This is a genomic window from Streptomyces sp. NPDC021225 (genome assembly GCF_044332865.1).
In the GTDB taxonomy this organism is placed as follows: Bacteria; Actinomycetota; Actinomycetes; order Streptomycetales; family Streptomycetaceae; genus Streptomyces.
The window spans coordinates 199,004-215,236 of the sequence record NZ_JBIRPV010000016.1; the positions used below are offsets into that span (position 1 = coordinate 199,004).

Consider the following 16,233-nt stretch of genomic DNA (forward strand, 5'->3'; position numbering starts at 1 on the left):
GGATGCTGATCAGGGAAGCCACGCCACGGGACTGGCCCGCCATCTGGCCCTTCTTCCATGAGATCGTCGCCGCGGGCGATACCTACACCTATCCGCTCGACCTCGGCGAGGAGCAGGGCCGCGACTGGTGGCTCCTGACGCCACCGAACCGTACGGTCGTCGCCGTCGACGACGCGGGCACGGTCCTCGGCACGGCGAAGATGAACAACAACCAGATGGGCAACGGCGCGCACGTCGCGAGCGCCAGCTACATGGTCGCCCCGGCCCACTCCGGACAGGGCGTGGGCCGGGCGCTGTGCCAGTACTCGCTGGACTGGGCCCGGGCGGCGGGCTTCCGCCGGATCCAGTTCAACGCGGTCGTGGAGACCAACGTGCACGCGGTGCGGCTGTACGAGTCGCTCGGCTTCGAGGTGCTGGGGACGCTCCCGGAGGGCTTCCACCACCCGACGGAGGGATACGTGGGGCTGCACATCATGCACCGCGCACTGTGAGGCACGGGCGCGGGCCCGGGGTTCCCCGGACCCGCGCCGCTCAGCCGGCGCTCCGCCGCTGCTGGGCCTCGATCCGGCGCAGTACGGACTCCAGGTGCGCCTCGGAGGCGGCCCGGGCCGCCTCGGGGTCGCGGGCCTCGACCGCCCGCAGGATGGCCTGGTGCTCCTCGATCGTCGAGCGCCGCCGGGCGGCCGACAGGGGCGAGGAGCGCCGCCCCGGCTCCCCGATCTCGTACACCCGGTCGAGCAGCCGCAGCAGCAGGGGGTTGCGGGTGTACTGGGCGATGGCCCGGTGGAAGGTGCGGTCCAGGTCGGTGAACTCCTGCCGCGACGGCTCGCGCCGCATCGCGTCGAGGAGCGCGTGGAGCTGGACGATGTCGGCGGGCGTCGCGCGCGTCGCCGCCCGCGCGGTCACCGACGGTTCGATGCACGCGCGCACCTCCATGACCTGGAGGAGTTCGGCCGTGGCGTCGAGCCCCGCGGCCAGGACGTCGCCGCGCGGCGTGGCCCCCGGGTCGAGGACGACGGTGCCCGCGCCGGGGCGGCGGGCGACCAGCCCGCGGGAGGCGAGCGCGCGCAGCGCCTCGCGGACCGAGCCGCGGGAGACCCCGAGGCTCTCCGCGAGCTCCCGCTCGGGGGGCACCCGCGAGCCGGGCGGCAGCTCGCCGCTGAGGATCAGCCGCTCCAGACCGACGGCCAGCGCGTCCGGCCTCGACAGGGTGGAGTGCCGCAGTTGCCGCCAGTCCATTCGTTGGTTCTCAGCCTTCTGACGATCCGGTCGGTGGCTCAGGCTCTCATATCGCGAAGAAGCCGGAGCAAGGCGATTTAACCAGGTGGTGACGGTGCGGAAACCAGCCGCCCGGGGCCGCCGCACTAGCGTCACCCGACATCCACTTGGTCCTACCAATGGACCAACCGGCGTTTCTCCGCCATGCTGGGCCGCGCCGCGCCCCTCCCACCCCTCGGTCCCCACCAGTAAGGCAAGACAGCCATGCGCCCACGCCGCCTGCCCCTGCCGCCTTCGCCCCGGGCCGCCATCGCCCTCGTCCTCTGCGCAGCGCTCGGCGCCACCGCCGGCTGCGCCTCCCTGGCCAGTCCCGCGACCGAGACCGGCCCGGTCCGGATGGCCGACCCCCGGCCCGTCCGCGACGGCGGCACGCTCACCGTCGCGCTCAAGTCCGACCCCGACAAACTCGACCCGACCCTGGCCAGCACCGCCGTCGGCCGGACCGTCTTCTCCGCCATGTGCGAGAAGCTGTACGACGTCGACCAGGACAACAAGATCGTGCCGCAGCTCGCCGCCGCGCTCCCGAAGACCACCGACCACGGACGCACCGTCACCATCCGCCTGCGCGAGGGCATCCGGTTCGCCGACGGCACCCCCCTGGACGCACGGGCCGTCAAGACCTCCCTCGAACGGCACAAGACGCTGACCGGCTCCACCCGCGCGGGCGAGCTGAAACCCGTGACCGCTGTCAGCGCCATCGGGGACGACACGCTCCGGCTGCGGCTGAGCGAGCCGTACGTCCCCCTCCTCTCGCTCCTCGCCGACCGCTTGGGGATGGTCATGTCCCCCAAGGCGCTGAAGACCTACGGCGACCGGTTCGCGAGCCACCCCACCTGCGTCGGCCCGTTCCGCTACGAGGAGCGGGTCGTCGGCGACCGCATCGTGCTGCGGAAGGACCCGCGGTACTACGACGCCGACAAGGTCCACCTCGACCGGGTCGTCTACCGCACCATCACCGACGGCAACGTCCGCATGGCGAACCTGCTCTCCGGCGACATCCAGGTCGGCGACCAGATGGACCCGGTCCAGGTCGGCAGGGCGCTCACCGAGCCGGGGCTCCAGCTGTTCCACTCGCCCTCGCTCGGCTACTACGGGCTCACCCTCAACATCGGCAACACCAAGGGCGCCGGGGCGCCGCCGGGCCGTATCGACAGCCCGATCGCCCGGGACGTACGGGTGCGCGAGGCGTTCGACCTCTCCCTTGACCGGGCGCTGATCAACAAGATCGTCTTCCAGGGCATGTACCGGCCCACCTGCGGCCCGCTCCCCGAGGGCACCCCCTACTCCGCCGCGGCCGACTGCCCCGCCGCCGACCCCGCGAAGGCCAGGCGGCTGCTGAGACAGGCCGGGGTGTCCACCCCGGTGCGGGTGCGGCTCCAGGTCAGCACCACACCGGAGGACAGCCGGCTCGGCCAGGTCGTCCAGGCCATGGCCAAGGAGGCCGGCTTCGAGGTGACCCTGCGGCCGACCGAGTTCGCCACCGGACTGCAACACGCCCGCTCCGGCGACTTCCAGGCCGCCACCACCAACTGGTCCGGCCGGCTCGACCCGGCCGGAAACATCGACGCGTTCGCCGGCACGGGCGGCGCCCAGAACTACGGCGGACTGTCCGACCCCACCGTCGACAAGCTCATCGCCGACGGACACTCCACCGCCGACATGGCCGACCGCAAGAACATCTACGAACGGCTCGTGGAGCGCGTCAGGAGCCGGCACACCGTGCTCTACCTCATCCAGCCCAACAACTATGTGTCCGCCACCAAGGACATCGCGGGACTGCGGGTCCTCGGCGACGGACTGATCCGGGTGAAGGAAGCCGGATACACGAAGGGAGACCGCTGATGTCCCGGCCGATGCCCCGCTATCTGCTGCGCCGGGTCGGCGAGTCGCTCATCACCCTCTTCCTGGTCAGCGTCGTGGTCTTCGCCGGTGTCCGGGCCCTGCCCGGCGACACGGCCACCGCCCTGGCCGGCGAGGAGGCCACCCCCGAGGCGATCGCCGGGATCCGCCGCGCCTACGGGCTCGACGACAACATCGTGATCCAGTACCTGCGCTATGTGCGCCACGCCGTCACCGGCGACCTGGGGACCTCCTCCCGCACCGGCCTCCCCGTGCTCGACTCCGTCCTCGACGCCCTGCCCGTCACCCTCGAACTCTCCGCGCTGGCCCTGCTGCTCGCCGTCCTCGTCGGCGTCAGCGCCGGGGTCGTGGCCGCGGTCAGGCGCGGCAGGCCCGAGGAGTGGCTGGTGAACGCCCTGGCGCTGCTGGGCCTTTCGATCCCCGCCTTCTGGCTCGGCATCGTGCTCATCCTCACCTTCGCCATCGCCGTCCCCGTGTTCTCCGCCTCCGGCTTCGTCCCCTTCGGCGTCGACCCGGTGGAGAACCTGCGGCACATGGTGCTTCCGGCGATCGTCCTCGGCTCCGGCCTCGCTGCGGTCGTCATGCGGCAGACCCGCGCCGCCATGCTCGGCTCGCTGTCCGCCGACTACATCCGCACCGCTCGCGCCAAGGGCCTCTCCCGCCGCCAGGTGATCGGCTCGCACGCGCTGCGCAACAGCCTGGTCACCGTCGTCACCGTCCTCGGTCTGCAACTCGGCCATCTCATCTCGGGCGCCGTGGTCACCGAGCAGATCTTCGTCCTGCCCGGCTTCGGCAAGCTCACCATCGACGCGGTGTTCTCGCGGGACTACGCGATGGTCCAAGGCGTGGTGCTGTTCACCTCCGCCGCCTACATCCTGGTCAACCTGCTGGTCGACCTGGCCTATTCGCTGATCGACCCCCGCATCCGGCTCGGAGGTGCCCGGTGACTGTCGTAGGCAACCCGGCCAACCCGGCCCCCACCGCCCCCGCCACCGGCGAACCCGCCCCCGCGGCCGACGCGCCGCCCTCCCCGGTCCGGCTGCTGCTCCGCAACCCGCTCGCCCTCACCGGCGCCGTCGCCGCCGCGCTCCTGGTCCTGATCGCCCTGTTCGCGCCGCTGATCGCGCCCTACGACCCCACCCGGCCCGACTTCACCGCCGCCCTCCACCCGCCGAGCTGGGCACACTGGCTCGGCACCGACGACCTCGGCCGCGACCAGCTCTCCCGGGTCCTCCACGGGGTGCGGGCCTCGCTCCAGATCGGACTGCTCGCGGTGGCGCTGGCCTTCGCCGTCGGTGTGCCGCTCGGCCTGGCCGCGGGCTACTACGGGCCCCTCGCCGACTCCGTGGTCTCCCGGCTCACCGACACCCTGCTCGCCTTCCCCTTCCTGGTGCTGGCGGTCGGCCTCGCCACCATCCTCGGCCCCTCGCTGCTCAACGCCACCATCGCCATCGGCGTGTCCCAGATCCCCGCCGTCATCCGCATCACCCGGGCGGAGACGCTGCGCCTCAAACACCTCGACTACGTCGCCGCAGCCGTGGCCAACGGCGGCGGCGACCGGACCGTGCTCTTCCGGCACATCCTGCCCAACTCCCTGTCGGCGCTCACCGTCCAGGCCACCGTCGGCATCCCGGGCGCCATCATCGGCGAGGCGCTGCTCAGCTTTCTCGGCCTCGGCGTCCAGCCCCCGTCCCCCTCGCTCGGGGTGATGCTCTCCAGCGCACAGGCGTATATCGCCGCCGCCCCCTGGATGGCCGTCTTCCCGGGCGTGGCGATCGTGGCCGCGACCCTCGCGTTCAATCTGCTCGGCGACGGGCTGCGCGACATCCTCGACCCCCGTGGAGACAGCCGATGACCACGCCCCCCGCGCTCAGCGTCCGGGACCTGTCCGTCGTCTTCCGCAGCCCCGGCCGCTCGGTGCACGCGGTCGACGGCCTGTCGTACGACGTGGCCGCCGGCGAAGTCCTGGCCGTCGTCGGCGAGTCAGGCTGCGGCAAGTCCGTGACCTCCACCGCCGTCATGGGCCTGCTGCCGCCCACCGCCGAGGTCACCGGCTCGGTACGGCTCGGCGGCCGGGAGCTCGTCGGCGCCCCCGACAAGGAACTGAGGGACGTCCGCGGCAAGGAGATCGCGATGATCTTCCAGGAGCCGATGACCTCGCTGAACCCCGTCCTCACCATCGGCCGCCAGGTCCGCGAGGTCCTCGGCCGCCACCGGGGGATGAGCCGGCGCGAGGCCCGCGACCACGCCGTCGAACTGCTCGACCTCGTCGGCATCCCCGCGCCCGGCCGACGCGCCGGCGACTACCCCCACCAGCTCAGCGGCGGCATGCGCCAGCGGGTGATGATCGCCATCGCCATCGCCTGCGACCCCGCCGTCCTCATCGCCGACGAACCCACCACCGCCCTGGACGTCACCGTCCAGGCGGGCATCCTGGAGGTGCTGCGCTCCCTGCGGGAGCGGCTCGGCACCGCGATCGTCCTGATCACCCACGACCTCGGCGTCGTCGCCGACATCGCCGACCGGGTGCTGGTGATGTACGCGGGACGCGCCGTCGAACAGGCCCTCGTGGACGACCTGTTCGCCGATCCGCGCCACCCCTACACCCGCGGTCTCCTGGGCGCCGTGCCCGTACGCGACCGCACCGCGGCCCGCCAGGGCAGACCACGGCTCCAGGAGATCCCCGGCCTCGTCCCCAGCCTGACCGAGCAGCCCGACCGGTGCACCTTCCAGCCCCGCTGCGCCGCCGCCGACCAGCAGTGCGCCACCGCCCGTCCGGACCTGCGGCCGCTGCGCGAGGCGCACCACGCCGCCTGCTGGCACCCCGTACGGACGCCCCTGCCCCACCGGTCCGAGGAGGCCGCCCAGTGAACGCCGCACCCCCGGCCGAGCCCGCCCACCCCGTCCTTGACATCACCGGCCTCAAACGCCACTTCGGCGGGGGCGCGGGCACCGTCAAGGCCGTCGACGGCGTCAGCCTCACCATCGGCCGGGGCGAGATCCTCGGCCTGGTCGGTGAGTCGGGCAGCGGCAAGTCCACCGTGGGGCGCTGCGCCGTACGGCTCGACCGCCCCACCGACGGCACCGTACGCATCAACGGCCGCGACATCACCCGCCTGTCCCGGCGCGCGCTGCGCCCGCTGCGCAAGGACTTCCACCTCGTCTTCCAGGACCCGTCCTCCTCGCTCGACCCCCGGATGACCGTGGGCGCCATCGTCGCCGAACCGCTGCGGCTGCACCGCATCGCCACCGGCGACGCCCTGCGCGAGCGGGTCGCCGCGCTGCTCGAACAGGTGGGGCTGCGCCCCGAACACGCCCGGCGGCGCCCGCACGAGCTGTCCGGCGGCCAGCGGCAGCGCGTCTCCATCGCCCGCGCCCTGTCCGTCGACCCCCGGCTGCTGGTCGCCGACGAGCCGACCTCGGCGCTGGACGTCTCCGTCCAGGCGTCCGTCCTCAATCTGCTGGCGGACCTCCAGCGGGACCGGCACTTCGGCTGTCTGTTCATCACCCACGACCTGGCCGCCGTCGAGTACCTCGCCGACCGGATCGCGGTCATGTACCTGGGGCAGCTGGTGGAACAGGCCCCGGCCGCCGAGCTGTTCGCCGACCCCAAGCACCCCTACACCCAGGCGCTGCTGTCCGCCGCGCCCGTGCCCGACCCGCCCCGGCAGCGGACCCGCGCCCGGATCCTGCTCAGCGGGGAGCTGCCCAGCCCGCTCGACCCGCCCGCGGGCTGCCGCTTCCACACCCGCTGCCCGCTCGCCACCGACCGCTGCCGCACCGAGCCCCCCGCCCTGCGCGAGCTGCCCGGCGGCGGACGGCAGGTCTCCTGCCATCTGGTGGCCGACGACGGCACCGCGCCGGACGCCTCGGCCGCGCCCCGCTGACCAGGGCCCGCCGACGCCACGGGAACGCAAGCCCGCCTCGCCCGCCCCGCGTGGAACGATCGAGCCGTACCGAGACCAGGAGAGCCGCTTCATGTTCACCACCCGCCCCACCCTCCAGGGCACCCACGGCATGGTGTCCTCCACCCACTGGCTGGCCTCCCAGTCCGCCATGGCCGTCCTGGAGGACGGGGGCAACGCCTTCGACGCGGCCGTGGCCGCCGGGTTCGTCCTCCATGTCGTCGAACCGCACCTGAACGGCCCGGCCGGGGAGGTGCCGATCATCCTCGCCCCGGCGGGCTCCGCCCCGACCGTGCTGTGCGGGCAGGGCCCGGCCCCCGCCGGGGCCACCATCGACCACTACACCTCGCTCGGCCTCGACCTGGTCCCCGGCACCGGCCCGCTCGCCGCCGCCGTGCCCGGCGCGTTCGACGCCTGGATGCTGCTGCTGCGCGACCACGGCACCAAACAACTCGCCGACGTCCTGAAGTACGCCATCGGCTACGCCGAGCACGGCCACCCCGCCGTCGAGCGCGTCGGCGAGACCGTCGAGACCGTACGGGAGCTCTTCGAGACCGAGTGGACCACCTCGGCCGCGCTCTACCTGCCCGGCGGCAGGGCCCCCGCCCCCGGGCGGCTGCTGAAGAACCCCGCCCTCGCCGCGACCTGGCGGCGGCTGCTCACCGAGGCCGAGGCGGCGGGCCCCGGCCGGGAGACCCGGATCGACGCGGCCCGCGGGATCTGGCGCGAGGGCTTCATCGCCGAGGCACTCGCCGAGGCCGCCGCCCGGCCCACCATGGACTCGTCCGGGGACCGCCACACCGGCACCCTCACCCGCGACGACCTCGCCGCCTTCGTCGCCACCTACGAGGCCCCCGTCTCCTACGACTGGAACGGCTGGACGGTGTGCAAGGCCGGACCCTGGAGCCAGGGCCCGGTGTTCCTCCAGCAACTCGCCCTGCTGCCGCCCGGACTGACCGCCGACGACTACGGAACCCCCGACTATCTGCACACCCTCATCGAGGGCGGCAAGCTGGCCATGGCCGACCGCGAGGCCTGGTACGGCGACTCCGCCGACGTCCCCCTCGACGACCTGCTCTCCGCCCCGTACAACGACGAGCGGCGGGCGCTCATCGGCGAGCGCGCCAGCCACGAGCTCCGGCCCGGGCGGCCCGGCGGCCGCGAGCCGCGCCTCAGCCAACAGGCCCTGGCCGCGATCGCGCGGTCGGCGTCGCACACCCCCGGGCCCGCCACCGCCCCCGGCGCCGGGGAGCCCACCGTCGGCCCCGACGGCACCACCCGCGGCGACACCTGCCACCTCGACGTGGTCGACCGCTGGGGCAACATGGTCGCCGCCACCCCCAGCGGCGGCTGGCTCCAGTCCAACCCCGTGATTCCCACGCTCGGATTTCCGCTCGGCACCCGGCTCCAGATGACCTGGCTGGACCGCGGCCTGCCGGGCTCCCTCACCCCCGGCCGCCGCCCCCGCACCACCCTCACCCCCTCCCTCGCGCTGCGCGGCTCCACCCCCGTCATGGCCTTCGGCACCCCCGGCGGCGACCAGCAGGACCAGTGGAGCACCCACTTCTTCCTCGCCGTCGCCCTGCGCGCCCCGGTGCGCTCGGGACTCGACCTCCAGGGCGCCATCGACGCGCCCAACTGGCATCAGGAGAGCTTCCCCGGCTCGTTCCACCCCCGGTCGATGGCGGCGGGGAAGGTCGTGGTCGAGTCCAGGATCGGCGAGCCCGCCATCGCCGAACTCCGCCGCCGCGGCCATGACGTCACGGTCGGCGGCGCCTGGACCGAGGGCCGGCTGTGCGCGGTCGCCCGCGACCCCGACACCGGCGTCCTCCTGGCGGCCGCCAACCCCCGTGGCGCCCAGGGGTACGCGGTGGGCCGCTGACACCGCGGCCGGGCCCGCTCTCCGGTGGCGAGCGGCCTGGCCGGGCGGGTGTCGGTGCCGTGCCTTACGGTCGTCCCATGACCACGTCCGACGATGTCCGTGAAATCGCGCTGTCGCTCCCCGAGACGACGGAGAAGATCGCCTGGTCCATGCCCACCTTCCGGGTCGCCGGAAAGATGTTCGCCACGCTCCCCGAGGACGAGACGTCGATGGCCGTCAGATGTCCCAAGGAGGAGCGGAACGAACTGGTCCTCGCCGAGCCGGAGAAGTTCTGGATCGCCGACCACGAGGCGAGCTTCGCCTGGGTGCGGGTGCGGCTCGCCGCGCTGGACGACAGGGACGAGCTGCGCGACATCCTCGTGGACTCCTGGCAGCAGGCCGCGCCGCCCCGGCTCCTGGAGGCACGGGCCGGGAAGACGGGGCGGTAAGCCCACAGCAACAGGATGGCGGCGCCGGCCACCCCGCTGCCGTACCGGACGTTCCGGCCGAACTCAGGGCCGGGCGGGCGGATTCAGCGCAGGCCGAAGCGGTCCGCCCAGGACATCACGTCCCACGGGCTCGCATTGCCGCCGCAGACCACCAGCCCCAGCCGGGCCCCGTCGCCCACCCGCTCCAGCACCCGCCGCGCGGCCGGCAGAAGGCAGCCGGCCGCGGGCTCGGCCCAGACCTTCGCATGCTCGGCGAGGTCGAGGGTGCCCCGCACCGCCTCCGCGTCCGACACCACCAGCACCTCGGTGACCAGGGCGGACACATGCTCGTAGGTGAGTTCGCAGACGGAGGGCGCGCTGAGGGTGGAGACGACCGAGGACAGCGCGACCGGCACCGGGCCGCCCGCGGCCAGCGCCTCGGACATGGCCTGGGCCCCTTCGGTCTCCACACCCCAGATCCGCACCCCGGGCCGCCGAGCGCGCAGCGCCGCGGCGACCCCGGCGATCAGCCCGCCACCGCCGATGCTGACCAGCACATCGGTCAACTCGTCGGCGTCCTCGGCCAGTTCCAGGCCGACGGTGCCCTGCGCGGCCACCACCACGGGGTCGTCATAGGGGTGCACCAGGGTCAGCCCCTCGGCCTCCAGCCGTGACATCAGGGCGAACGCGCCCTCCATGTCCTCCGTCAGCCGCACCGTGGCCCCCGCCGCCTCCGCGATCCGGGCGGCGCGCGCGGGCGCCGCCCGCGGCATCACGACGGTCGCCTTCACATCCAGGGCGCCGGACATCACCGCGAGCGCGATCCCGTGGTTGCCGCCGCTCACCGCCACCACGCCCGCCGCGCGCTCGGCCTCGCTCAGCGACAGGAGCTTCGCCGTCGCCCCGCGCGCCTTGAAGGAGCCGGTGCGCTGGAGCAACTCCAGCTTGGTGGTGACCGGCGCGCCCAGCAGATCGGTCAGTCCCGGGCTCGCCACGGTCGGGGTGCGCACGACACGTCCGGCGATCCGCTCGGCGGCCGCCTCAATCGCCTGGATGTCTGTGATGTTGGCGATGTCCATCACGGCCCACCTTCCTGTGAGAGTGCCAGGGGACGCGGCGGCCGGCGACGGGGAGTCGCCGTATCGCCCGTGATCGACACCCTAACCACCCCGCCCGGGAGGGTCAGGAGGCGTCATGGAGCCCGGTCACCCGCATCGTGATGTTCAACCGCCCCGAGCGCAGCCCGGTGGCGGGGTCGCCGGTGCCTCCATGGACCCGGGGCACGCCGTGGTACAGGTACCGCGAAGGGCCGCCGAAGACGAACAGATCCCCGGAGGCCAGCTCGATATCGGTGTACGGCCGGGTGCGGGTCGCGGTGTTGCCGACCCGGAAGACACAGGTGTCCCCGATGCTCAGCGAGACGACCGGCGCGGCGGACTTCTCGTCCTTGTCCTGGTGCATACCGAGTTTGGCCGCGCCGTCGTAGAAGTTGATCAGCGCCGTGTCGGGTGTGTAGTCGGCCGCGGCCCACTCGGCCGACTCGTTCCCGTATGCCTCGGCCAGCGCGCGGCGGCCCAGCTCCACCATCCAGCGGGGGAACTCCGCGACCCGGGCGCCGTTCACATCGTCGGCCGTACGGCTGTACCGGTACGGCAGCCAGTGCCAGCCGACGCACACGGTCCGGATGGACATGACGCCCCCGTTCGGCAGCCTGGTGTACCGGATCGGGACGGGCCCGACGGCCCAGGCCCGGCAGGCCGCCACGAGGTCGCGCTGCTGCTGTGGCGTGAGCCAGCCGGGCACATGCACCGCGCCCGGCGCGACCTCCAGGCGCGGCCGTGGGATCAGCGCGCTCATACGCCCTCGTGGGCCAGCAGCTGCCGCTTGCGCTCCAGGCCGCCCGCGTAGCCGGTCAGCGTGCCGTTCGCGCCGATCACCCGGTGGCAGGGGCGCACCACCAGCAGCGGGTTCCCGCCGAGCGCCGTGCCCAGGGCGCGCACCGCCCCGCGCGGGGCCCCGATCCGCTCGGCGAGCCCGCCGTAGGTGGTCGTGGTGCCGTACGGGATGGTGTCCAGGGCCTGCCACACCCGCTGCTGGAACGCGCTGCCGCGGGTCACATACTCGAGGTCGAACCGCGTCAGCTCGCCGGCGAAGTACGCGCGCAGCTGGGAGACGATCTCGGTGAACGCCTCCGGCGACCGCCGCCAGCCGTCCTGCACGACCGCCCCGCCCTTCTGCCCGGGCAGCGACAGGGAGGCGAGGGCGGTGCCGCCCTCGGCGGTCTTCGACTCCTCACCCACCAGCAGCAGTTCGCCCAGCGGGCTGTCGACCGTCGTGTAGACCGTCATCGGTCTTTCCTTTCGTGGTGAGCCTGATAATCCTCGTGTTGCTCACGCCGTTCGCGCGTGTGCTCGTCAGAAGTGTCGCGGTCCGCGGCGGCGAGCCAGAAGTGGTGCATGGCATAGCTGCGCCAGGGCCGCCAGGCTTCTGCGTCGACTGCCTCGGCGCCGGTGTGCCGCATCCCCGCCCGTACCGCCTCATCCGAGGGCAGCAGCACATCCGGGTCGCCCAGCGCCCGCATCCGGATGTAGCCGGCCGTCCGAGGGCCGATGCCGTCCAGGTCCAGCAGCGCCTTCTCCGCCTCGTCGCGGTCGGCGCCGGCGTCGAGCCGGACGGTGCCGTCGGCGAGCGCCGTACCGAGCGCGCGCAGGGTGTCACGGCGCGCGTCGGGCATGTGGAGCTCGCTGAGGCCCGCTTCGGCCAGCCGGTCCGCGCGGGGGAAGAGATGGGTCAGCCCGCCGCTCGGCGTCTCCAGCGGCTCGCCGTACGCCGCCAGCAGCGCCTCGCCGAGCCCGCGCCCCTTCGCCGGTGAGACATGCCGGCCCAGCACCGTGCGGACCGCCAGCTCGTGCGGATCGACCGCGCCGGGCGCGCGCAGCCCCGGCCGCCGGGCCACCAGCGGCGCGAGCGCGGGGTCCGCGCCCAGCCGCTCGCCGACCGCGTACGGGTCGGCGTCCAGGTCGAACAGGCGGCGCATCCGCTGGGTGGCGGTGGTCAGATCGCGCAGATCGGCCAGGTGCAGCCGGCACTCCAGCCAGCCGCCGGTGCCGGGCGCCTCGCCGACCTCCGCGATGCCGGCCCCGCCCGGCAGGCGCAGGGCGCGCCGGTAGGTGCGGGAGCCGCGCGCGCCGACGATCTCCTCGACGCCCGCGAGGGTCTGGTCGCCCAGGTGGTCGAAGACCTCGGCGGAGGCGTACGGACCGCGGAAGGCGAGCCGCACCGGGATCCCGGCCGCTCCGTCCCCGGCGCCGACCGGGCCGAAGCGCGCGGCGGGCCCGGGGCGGGCGGCGCGCAGCTCGCTGGGGGTGGCGGCGTAGATCTCGCGGATGGTGTCGTTGAACTGCCGCACGCTGGCGAACCCGGCCGCGAACGCGATCTCGGCGGCCTGCATGCCGGTCGTCTGGAGCAGGATGCGCGCGGTGTGTCCGCGCTGGGCCCGGGCGAGGGCGAGGGGGCCCGCCCCCAGCTCGGCGTTCAGCTGGCGCTGCACCTGCCGGGCGCTGTAGCCCAGCCGCCCGGCGAGCCCGGCCACCCCCTCGCGGTCGACGACGCCGTCACCGATCAGCCGCATCGCCCGGCCGACCACATCGGCCCGGGCGTTCCACTCCGCGGAGCCGGGCACCGCGTCCGGGCGGCAGCGGCGGCAGGCCCGGAAACCGGCGCCCTGGGCCGCGGCGGCGGTCGGGAAGAAGCGGACGTTCTTGCGCTTGGGCGTGATCGCGGGGCAGCTCGGCCGACAGTAGATCCCGGTCGTGGCGACGGCGAAGAAGAACTCGCCGTCAAAGCGGGCGTCGCGGCTGCACACCGCCTCGTACTTGCCGTCGTCGGTCATCACCCCTCCACTCTGCGGCAGGGCGGGGTGGAGTGCTGGCGGAAATCGGACACGGCGTTTCCGCGCGGGACGACGGGGGTGACCGCTCAGCCGTGGGCGTAGCAGCGCCGCAGCCAGCGGGCCCGGCCCTCGGCGAGCGGCTGGAACGGCACCCGGCGGTGCATCACGCGACGGTTGTCGAAGATATGGAACCCGCCCTCCTCGACCAGCACCGGAGTCCCCGGCAGGGCGGCCGCGTGGCGCTCGAACTCCGCCAGTGCGTCACACGCCTCGGGGGTGCGGCCGGTGAGCCTGCCGGGCCCGTAGCGCAGCGCGGCGTTGCCGTCCGGGAGCGTCCAGAGCATGGGCACGCCGGTCCGGCTCAGCGGCCTGCCGTCGCCGTCGGCGGTGTACGACTCGGGCGCGGTCACCGTGAAGTCGGGGCGCCGCAGCGCCTCGGCGATCCGGTCCGGCAGCGCCTTGAGGACGGTGTCGACGAGCAGCAGGTCGGTGGGCACCCGCTCGTCGTTGCGCATGCCGTAGAAGGACAGGTAGTGGGGGATGGCCTCGGCGGGGGCCGCGTCCGGCCGGTGGTCGAGCACCGAGTCGTCGGTGTGCCAGTCGAGCGGCTGGGCGTACCCCCAGGAGGTGAGGGAGCTCGCGGACGCGGCGCGGGGTGCCACATTCCTGATCAGCCGGCCGTCGTTCTCCCACGGGTAGGCGATCGGCGTGAGCCCGAGCAGCTGGAGCATGCCGAAGTGCACGAGGTTGGGCGTCCTCAGGAGCGACTCGTCGCAGAACCCGTCCCTGGGGGTGGGCACGGCTTCCTGGGGGCCGGGCAGATTGACCACGGTGAGCCACGCGGTGGGGGAGTGCCGCCACTCGGCGAGCGCGTCGAGGACCTGGGCGGGCAGGTGGTTGCGCAGATGCTTGGCGCCGTACTCCAGATACAGGCCGACGCCGGTGTCGGGCACGGCGTCGCCGAGTTCGCCGACCGCGCCCAGGGCGGCCTTCGCGGCGGCCTGGGACGAGTCGGGGATGTGCAAGGTGTGCGTACGGCTGCGGCTCGTGGTCATGATCGTGACCCTATGAACACCTCGCTCGCATGTTCGTCTTCTGTGGAAGATTTGAGCGGATTCTGAGGATGCCGCCCCGGTGGCCCCGGAGTGCGACGGGCGCGTACCGGCGTGTTGGGAGGGGCTACGTACGGCGCCCCCTGATCGTCTCGACTCGCCGGGGCCACGCCCCGTAAGAAAGCGCCGCTGATCGCGATCCGTGACCGTGGCCCCATTGACCCATCGCGTTCACCAGCCTAGCCTCCATCTTCATATGTAGATGCAGTGTGCATGCGTGGAGCTATCTCGGAGGCAGGGAACCCGTCCATGACGTCCATGAGTCAGCCAACCGTCACCGCCTTCTCCGTCTACCCGGTCGCCGGCCGGGACTGCATGGAGCTCAACCTCTCCGGGGCGCACGGCCCCTACTTCACCCGCAACGTGGTCGTCCTCGAGGACTCCGAGGGACGCACGGGCCTGGGCGAGGTGCCGGGCGGCGAGAAGATCACCCAGACACTGCGGGACGCCGCCTCCCTCGTCGTCGGCGCGCGCGTGGGCGACTACAAGCGCGTGCTGCGCGAGATCGGGGACCGGTTCGCCGACCGGGACTCCGGAGGGCGGGGACTGCAGACCTTCGATCTGCGCACCACCGTCCACGCCGTCACGGCCGTCGAGTCGGCGATGCTCGACCTGCTGGGACAGCACCTCGACGTCCCCGTCGCGGCACTCCTGGGCGACGGCCAGCAGCGCGACTCCGTCCGCGTCCTCGGTTATCTCTTCTACGTCGGCGACCCCGACCGCACCGACCTGGACTATGTGCGCGAACCCGGCTCCGGCGTGGACTGGTACCGCATCCGGCACGAGGAGGCGCTGACGCCCGAGGCGATCGTCCGTCAGGCCGAGGCCACCTACGACCTGTACGGCTTCCGCGACTTCAAGCTCAAGGGCGGGGTCCTGGAGGGCCATGAGGAGGTCAAGGCCATCCGGGCGCTCAAGGAGCGCTTCCCCGAGGCCCGGATCACCCTCGACCCCAACGGCGCCTGGTCACTGCGCGAGGCCATCGAGCTGTGCCGGCCCCTGCTGGGCACCCTCGCCTACGCCGAGGACCCGTGCGGAGCCGAAGGGGGCTACTCGGGCCGCGAGATCCTGGCGGAGTTCCGGCGCGCCACCGGCCTCCCCACGGCGACCAACATGATCGCCACCGACTGGCGGCAGATGACCCACGCGCTGGCCCTCCAGTCGGTGACCATCCCGCTGGCCGACCCCCACTTCTGGACCATGCAGGGCTCGGTCCGGGTCGCCCAGCTGTGCCATGAGATGGGGCTGACCTGGGGATGCCACTCGAACAACCACTTCGACATCTCCCTGGCCATGGTCGCCCACTGCGGCGCCGCCGCCCCGGGCGAGTACAACGCCCTGGACACGCACTGGATCTGGCAGGAGGGTCTGGAGCGGCTCACCGTCGACCCGCCCCGGATCGTCGACGGCGAGATCGCCATCCCCGACCTCCCCGGCCTGGGCGTCCGGCTCGACATGGACCGCCTCCTCGCCGCCCACGAGCTCTACCAGGAGAAGGCGCTCGGGGCGCGTGACGACGCCCTCGCCATGCGATACCTGGTCCCGGACTGGACGTTCGACAACAAGCGCCCCTGCCTGGTGCGCTAGGCCCGGTCCGGCGGAGCTTTCCCCCCCGCCCCTTCCCGCAGTGTCGATGTGCGGCAGGGGCGGGGAGGGGGCTGCGTCGATTTGCTGCTCCGCAGCGTGGCCGCCGCAGGCGTCAAGATCCGCCGGACAGGGCCCAGCCGCGCCACGCACGCCGCCCGGGGCCCTCGGCGTGCCGAAGGCCCCGGGCGGGCGGAGCGGGATCAGCCCTCGCGGGGCTCGACCGCGTGGCCGCCGAACTGGTTGCGCAGTGCGGCGATCATCTTCATCTGCGGGGAGTCGTCCTGGCGGGACGCGAACCGGGCGAAGAGCG

15 protein-coding genes and 1 pseudogene are annotated in these 16,233 nt (G+C 73.4%); 9 read left to right on the forward strand and 7 right to left on the reverse strand.

Annotation, left to right across the window (positions count from 1 at the left end):
- Nucleotides 1-2: 2 nt before the first annotated feature.
- Nucleotides 3-491 (forward strand): GNAT family N-acetyltransferase, encoded by a 489-nt coding sequence (locus ACH4S9_RS42025; protein ID WP_385349824.1) that lies wholly within the window; start codon nucleotides 3-5, stop codon nucleotides 489-491.
- A 40-nt stretch (nucleotides 492-531) separates the two neighbouring features.
- On the opposite strand, the gene ACH4S9_RS42030 is transcribed toward ACH4S9_RS42025, so the two are convergent.
- On the reverse strand, nucleotides 532-1,239 hold the full coding sequence (locus ACH4S9_RS42030) for a FadR/GntR family transcriptional regulator (RefSeq protein ID WP_311728116.1): 708 nt from the start codon (nucleotides 1,237-1,239) through the stop codon (nucleotides 532-534).
- A gap of 243 nt (nucleotides 1,240-1,482) precedes the next feature.
- Between ACH4S9_RS42030 and ACH4S9_RS42035 the strand changes: the two genes are divergently transcribed.
- The 7 genes from ACH4S9_RS42035 (at nucleotide 1,483) to ACH4S9_RS42065 (ending at nucleotide 9,353) form a co-directional block, all read left to right on the forward strand.
- The gene (locus tag ACH4S9_RS42035) at nucleotides 1,483-3,120 is read left to right on the forward strand and encodes an ABC transporter substrate-binding protein (RefSeq protein WP_398376943.1); all 1,638 of its coding nucleotides are present in this window, start codon (nucleotides 1,483-1,485) and stop codon (nucleotides 3,118-3,120) included.
- 11 nt (nucleotides 3,121-3,131) lie between these two features.
- Entirely contained in the window at nucleotides 3,132-4,085 is a 954-nt protein-coding gene (locus ACH4S9_RS42040; RefSeq protein ID WP_385349866.1) for an ABC transporter permease, read from the forward strand.
- Nucleotides 4,082-4,993, forward strand: coding sequence for an ABC transporter permease (locus ACH4S9_RS42045; RefSeq protein WP_385349817.1), 912 nt, complete (start codon nucleotides 4,082-4,084; stop codon nucleotides 4,991-4,993). The genes ACH4S9_RS42040 and ACH4S9_RS42045 overlap by 4 nt, the downstream gene beginning before the upstream one ends.
- On the forward strand, nucleotides 4,990-6,009 hold the full coding sequence (locus ACH4S9_RS42050) for an ABC transporter ATP-binding protein (protein WP_385349814.1): 1,020 nt from the start codon (nucleotides 4,990-4,992) through the stop codon (nucleotides 6,007-6,009). Before ACH4S9_RS42045 ends, ACH4S9_RS42050 begins: the two co-directional genes overlap by 4 nt.
- Nucleotides 6,006-7,025: an ABC transporter ATP-binding protein gene (locus tag ACH4S9_RS42055; protein WP_385349811.1), complete on the forward strand. Its 1,020-nt coding sequence runs from the start codon at nucleotides 6,006-6,008 to the stop codon at nucleotides 7,023-7,025. Before ACH4S9_RS42050 ends, ACH4S9_RS42055 begins: the two co-directional genes overlap by 4 nt.
- A 91-nt stretch (nucleotides 7,026-7,116) precedes the next feature.
- On the forward strand, nucleotides 7,117-8,925 hold the full coding sequence (locus ACH4S9_RS42060) for a gamma-glutamyltransferase family protein (protein WP_385349808.1): 1,809 nt from the start codon (nucleotides 7,117-7,119) through the stop codon (nucleotides 8,923-8,925).
- A gap of 77 nt (nucleotides 8,926-9,002) precedes the next feature.
- Nucleotides 9,003-9,353 carry an MmcQ/YjbR family DNA-binding protein gene (locus tag ACH4S9_RS42065; protein WP_385349805.1) on the forward strand — a complete coding sequence of 117 codons (351 nt, stop codon included), beginning with the start codon at nucleotides 9,003-9,005 and terminating at the stop codon, nucleotides 9,351-9,353.
- 83 nt (nucleotides 9,354-9,436) lie between these two features.
- On the opposite strand, the gene ACH4S9_RS42070 is transcribed toward ACH4S9_RS42065, so the two are convergent.
- The 5 genes from ACH4S9_RS42070 to ACH4S9_RS42090 all read right to left on the reverse strand — a co-directional run bounded on the left by ACH4S9_RS42070 (nucleotide 9,437) and on the right by ACH4S9_RS42090 (nucleotide 14,279).
- Nucleotides 9,437-10,411 carry a threonine/serine dehydratase gene (locus tag ACH4S9_RS42070; RefSeq protein WP_358845632.1) on the reverse strand — a complete coding sequence of 325 codons (975 nt, stop codon included), beginning with the start codon at nucleotides 10,409-10,411 and terminating at the stop codon, nucleotides 9,437-9,439.
- A 103-nt stretch (nucleotides 10,412-10,514) separates the two neighbouring features.
- Nucleotides 10,515-11,189 carry an alpha-ketoglutarate-dependent dioxygenase AlkB family protein gene (locus ACH4S9_RS42075; protein ID WP_398376945.1) on the reverse strand — a complete coding sequence of 225 codons (675 nt, stop codon included), beginning with the start codon at nucleotides 11,187-11,189 and terminating at the stop codon, nucleotides 10,515-10,517.
- Complete coding sequence (locus ACH4S9_RS42080) at nucleotides 11,186-11,680, reverse strand: methylated-DNA--[protein]-cysteine S-methyltransferase (RefSeq protein WP_385349797.1); 495 nt, start codon at nucleotides 11,678-11,680, stop codon at nucleotides 11,186-11,188. Before ACH4S9_RS42080 ends, ACH4S9_RS42075 begins: the two co-directional genes overlap by 4 nt.
- Complete coding sequence (locus tag ACH4S9_RS42085; protein WP_385349794.1) at nucleotides 11,677-13,224, reverse strand: AlkA N-terminal domain-containing protein; 1,548 nt, start codon at nucleotides 13,222-13,224, stop codon at nucleotides 11,677-11,679. The genes ACH4S9_RS42080 and ACH4S9_RS42085 overlap by 4 nt, the downstream gene beginning before the upstream one ends.
- An 86-nt stretch (nucleotides 13,225-13,310) precedes the next feature.
- On the reverse strand, nucleotides 13,311-14,279 hold the full coding sequence (locus ACH4S9_RS42090) for a TauD/TfdA family dioxygenase (RefSeq protein WP_385349791.1): 969 nt from the start codon (nucleotides 14,277-14,279) through the stop codon (nucleotides 13,311-13,313).
- A 315-nt stretch (nucleotides 14,280-14,594) separates the two neighbouring features.
- Between ACH4S9_RS42090 and ACH4S9_RS42095 the strand changes: the two genes are divergently transcribed.
- On the forward strand, nucleotides 14,595-15,923 hold the full coding sequence (locus ACH4S9_RS42095; protein WP_311728104.1) for an enolase C-terminal domain-like protein: 1,329 nt from the start codon (nucleotides 14,595-14,597) through the stop codon (nucleotides 15,921-15,923).
- A gap of 200 nt (nucleotides 15,924-16,123) precedes the next feature.
- Here the strand turns inward: ACH4S9_RS42095 and ACH4S9_RS42100 are convergent.
- Nucleotides 16,124-16,233, reverse strand: a pseudogene (locus ACH4S9_RS42100) (6-phosphogluconate dehydrogenase); the annotation flags it as partial.

Coding starts and splice junctions, on each gene's coding strand:
- ACH4S9_RS42025 (WP_385349824.1), top strand. CDS start 3: ATGCTGATCAGGGAAGCCACGCCACGGGACTGGCCCGCCATCTGGCCC.
- ACH4S9_RS42030 (WP_311728116.1), bottom strand. CDS start 1,239: ATGGACTGGCGGCAACTGCGGCACTCCACCCTGTCGAGGCCGGACGCG.
- ACH4S9_RS42035 (WP_398376943.1), top strand. CDS start 1,483: ATGCGCCCACGCCGCCTGCCCCTGCCGCCTTCGCCCCGGGCCGCCATC.
- ACH4S9_RS42040 (WP_385349866.1), top strand. CDS start 3,132: ATGCCCCGCTATCTGCTGCGCCGGGTCGGCGAGTCGCTCATCACCCTC.
- ACH4S9_RS42050 (WP_385349814.1), top strand. CDS start 4,990: ATGACCACGCCCCCCGCGCTCAGCGTCCGGGACCTGTCCGTCGTCTTC.
- ACH4S9_RS42060 (WP_385349808.1), top strand. CDS start 7,117: ATGTTCACCACCCGCCCCACCCTCCAGGGCACCCACGGCATGGTGTCC.
- ACH4S9_RS42065 (WP_385349805.1), top strand. CDS start 9,003: ATGACCACGTCCGACGATGTCCGTGAAATCGCGCTGTCGCTCCCCGAG.
- ACH4S9_RS42070 (WP_358845632.1), bottom strand. CDS start 10,411: ATGGACATCGCCAACATCACAGACATCCAGGCGATTGAGGCGGCCGCC.
- ACH4S9_RS42075 (WP_398376945.1), bottom strand. CDS start 11,189: ATGAGCGCGCTGATCCCACGGCCGCGCCTGGAGGTCGCGCCGGGCGCG.
- ACH4S9_RS42080 (WP_385349797.1), bottom strand. CDS start 11,680: ATGACGGTCTACACGACGGTCGACAGCCCGCTGGGCGAACTGCTGCTG.
- ACH4S9_RS42085 (WP_385349794.1), bottom strand. CDS start 13,224: ATGACCGACGACGGCAAGTACGAGGCGGTGTGCAGCCGCGACGCCCGC.
- ACH4S9_RS42090 (WP_385349791.1), bottom strand. CDS start 14,279: ATGACCACGAGCCGCAGCCGTACGCACACCTTGCACATCCCCGACTCG.
- ACH4S9_RS42095 (WP_311728104.1), top strand. CDS start 14,595: ATGAGTCAGCCAACCGTCACCGCCTTCTCCGTCTACCCGGTCGCCGGC.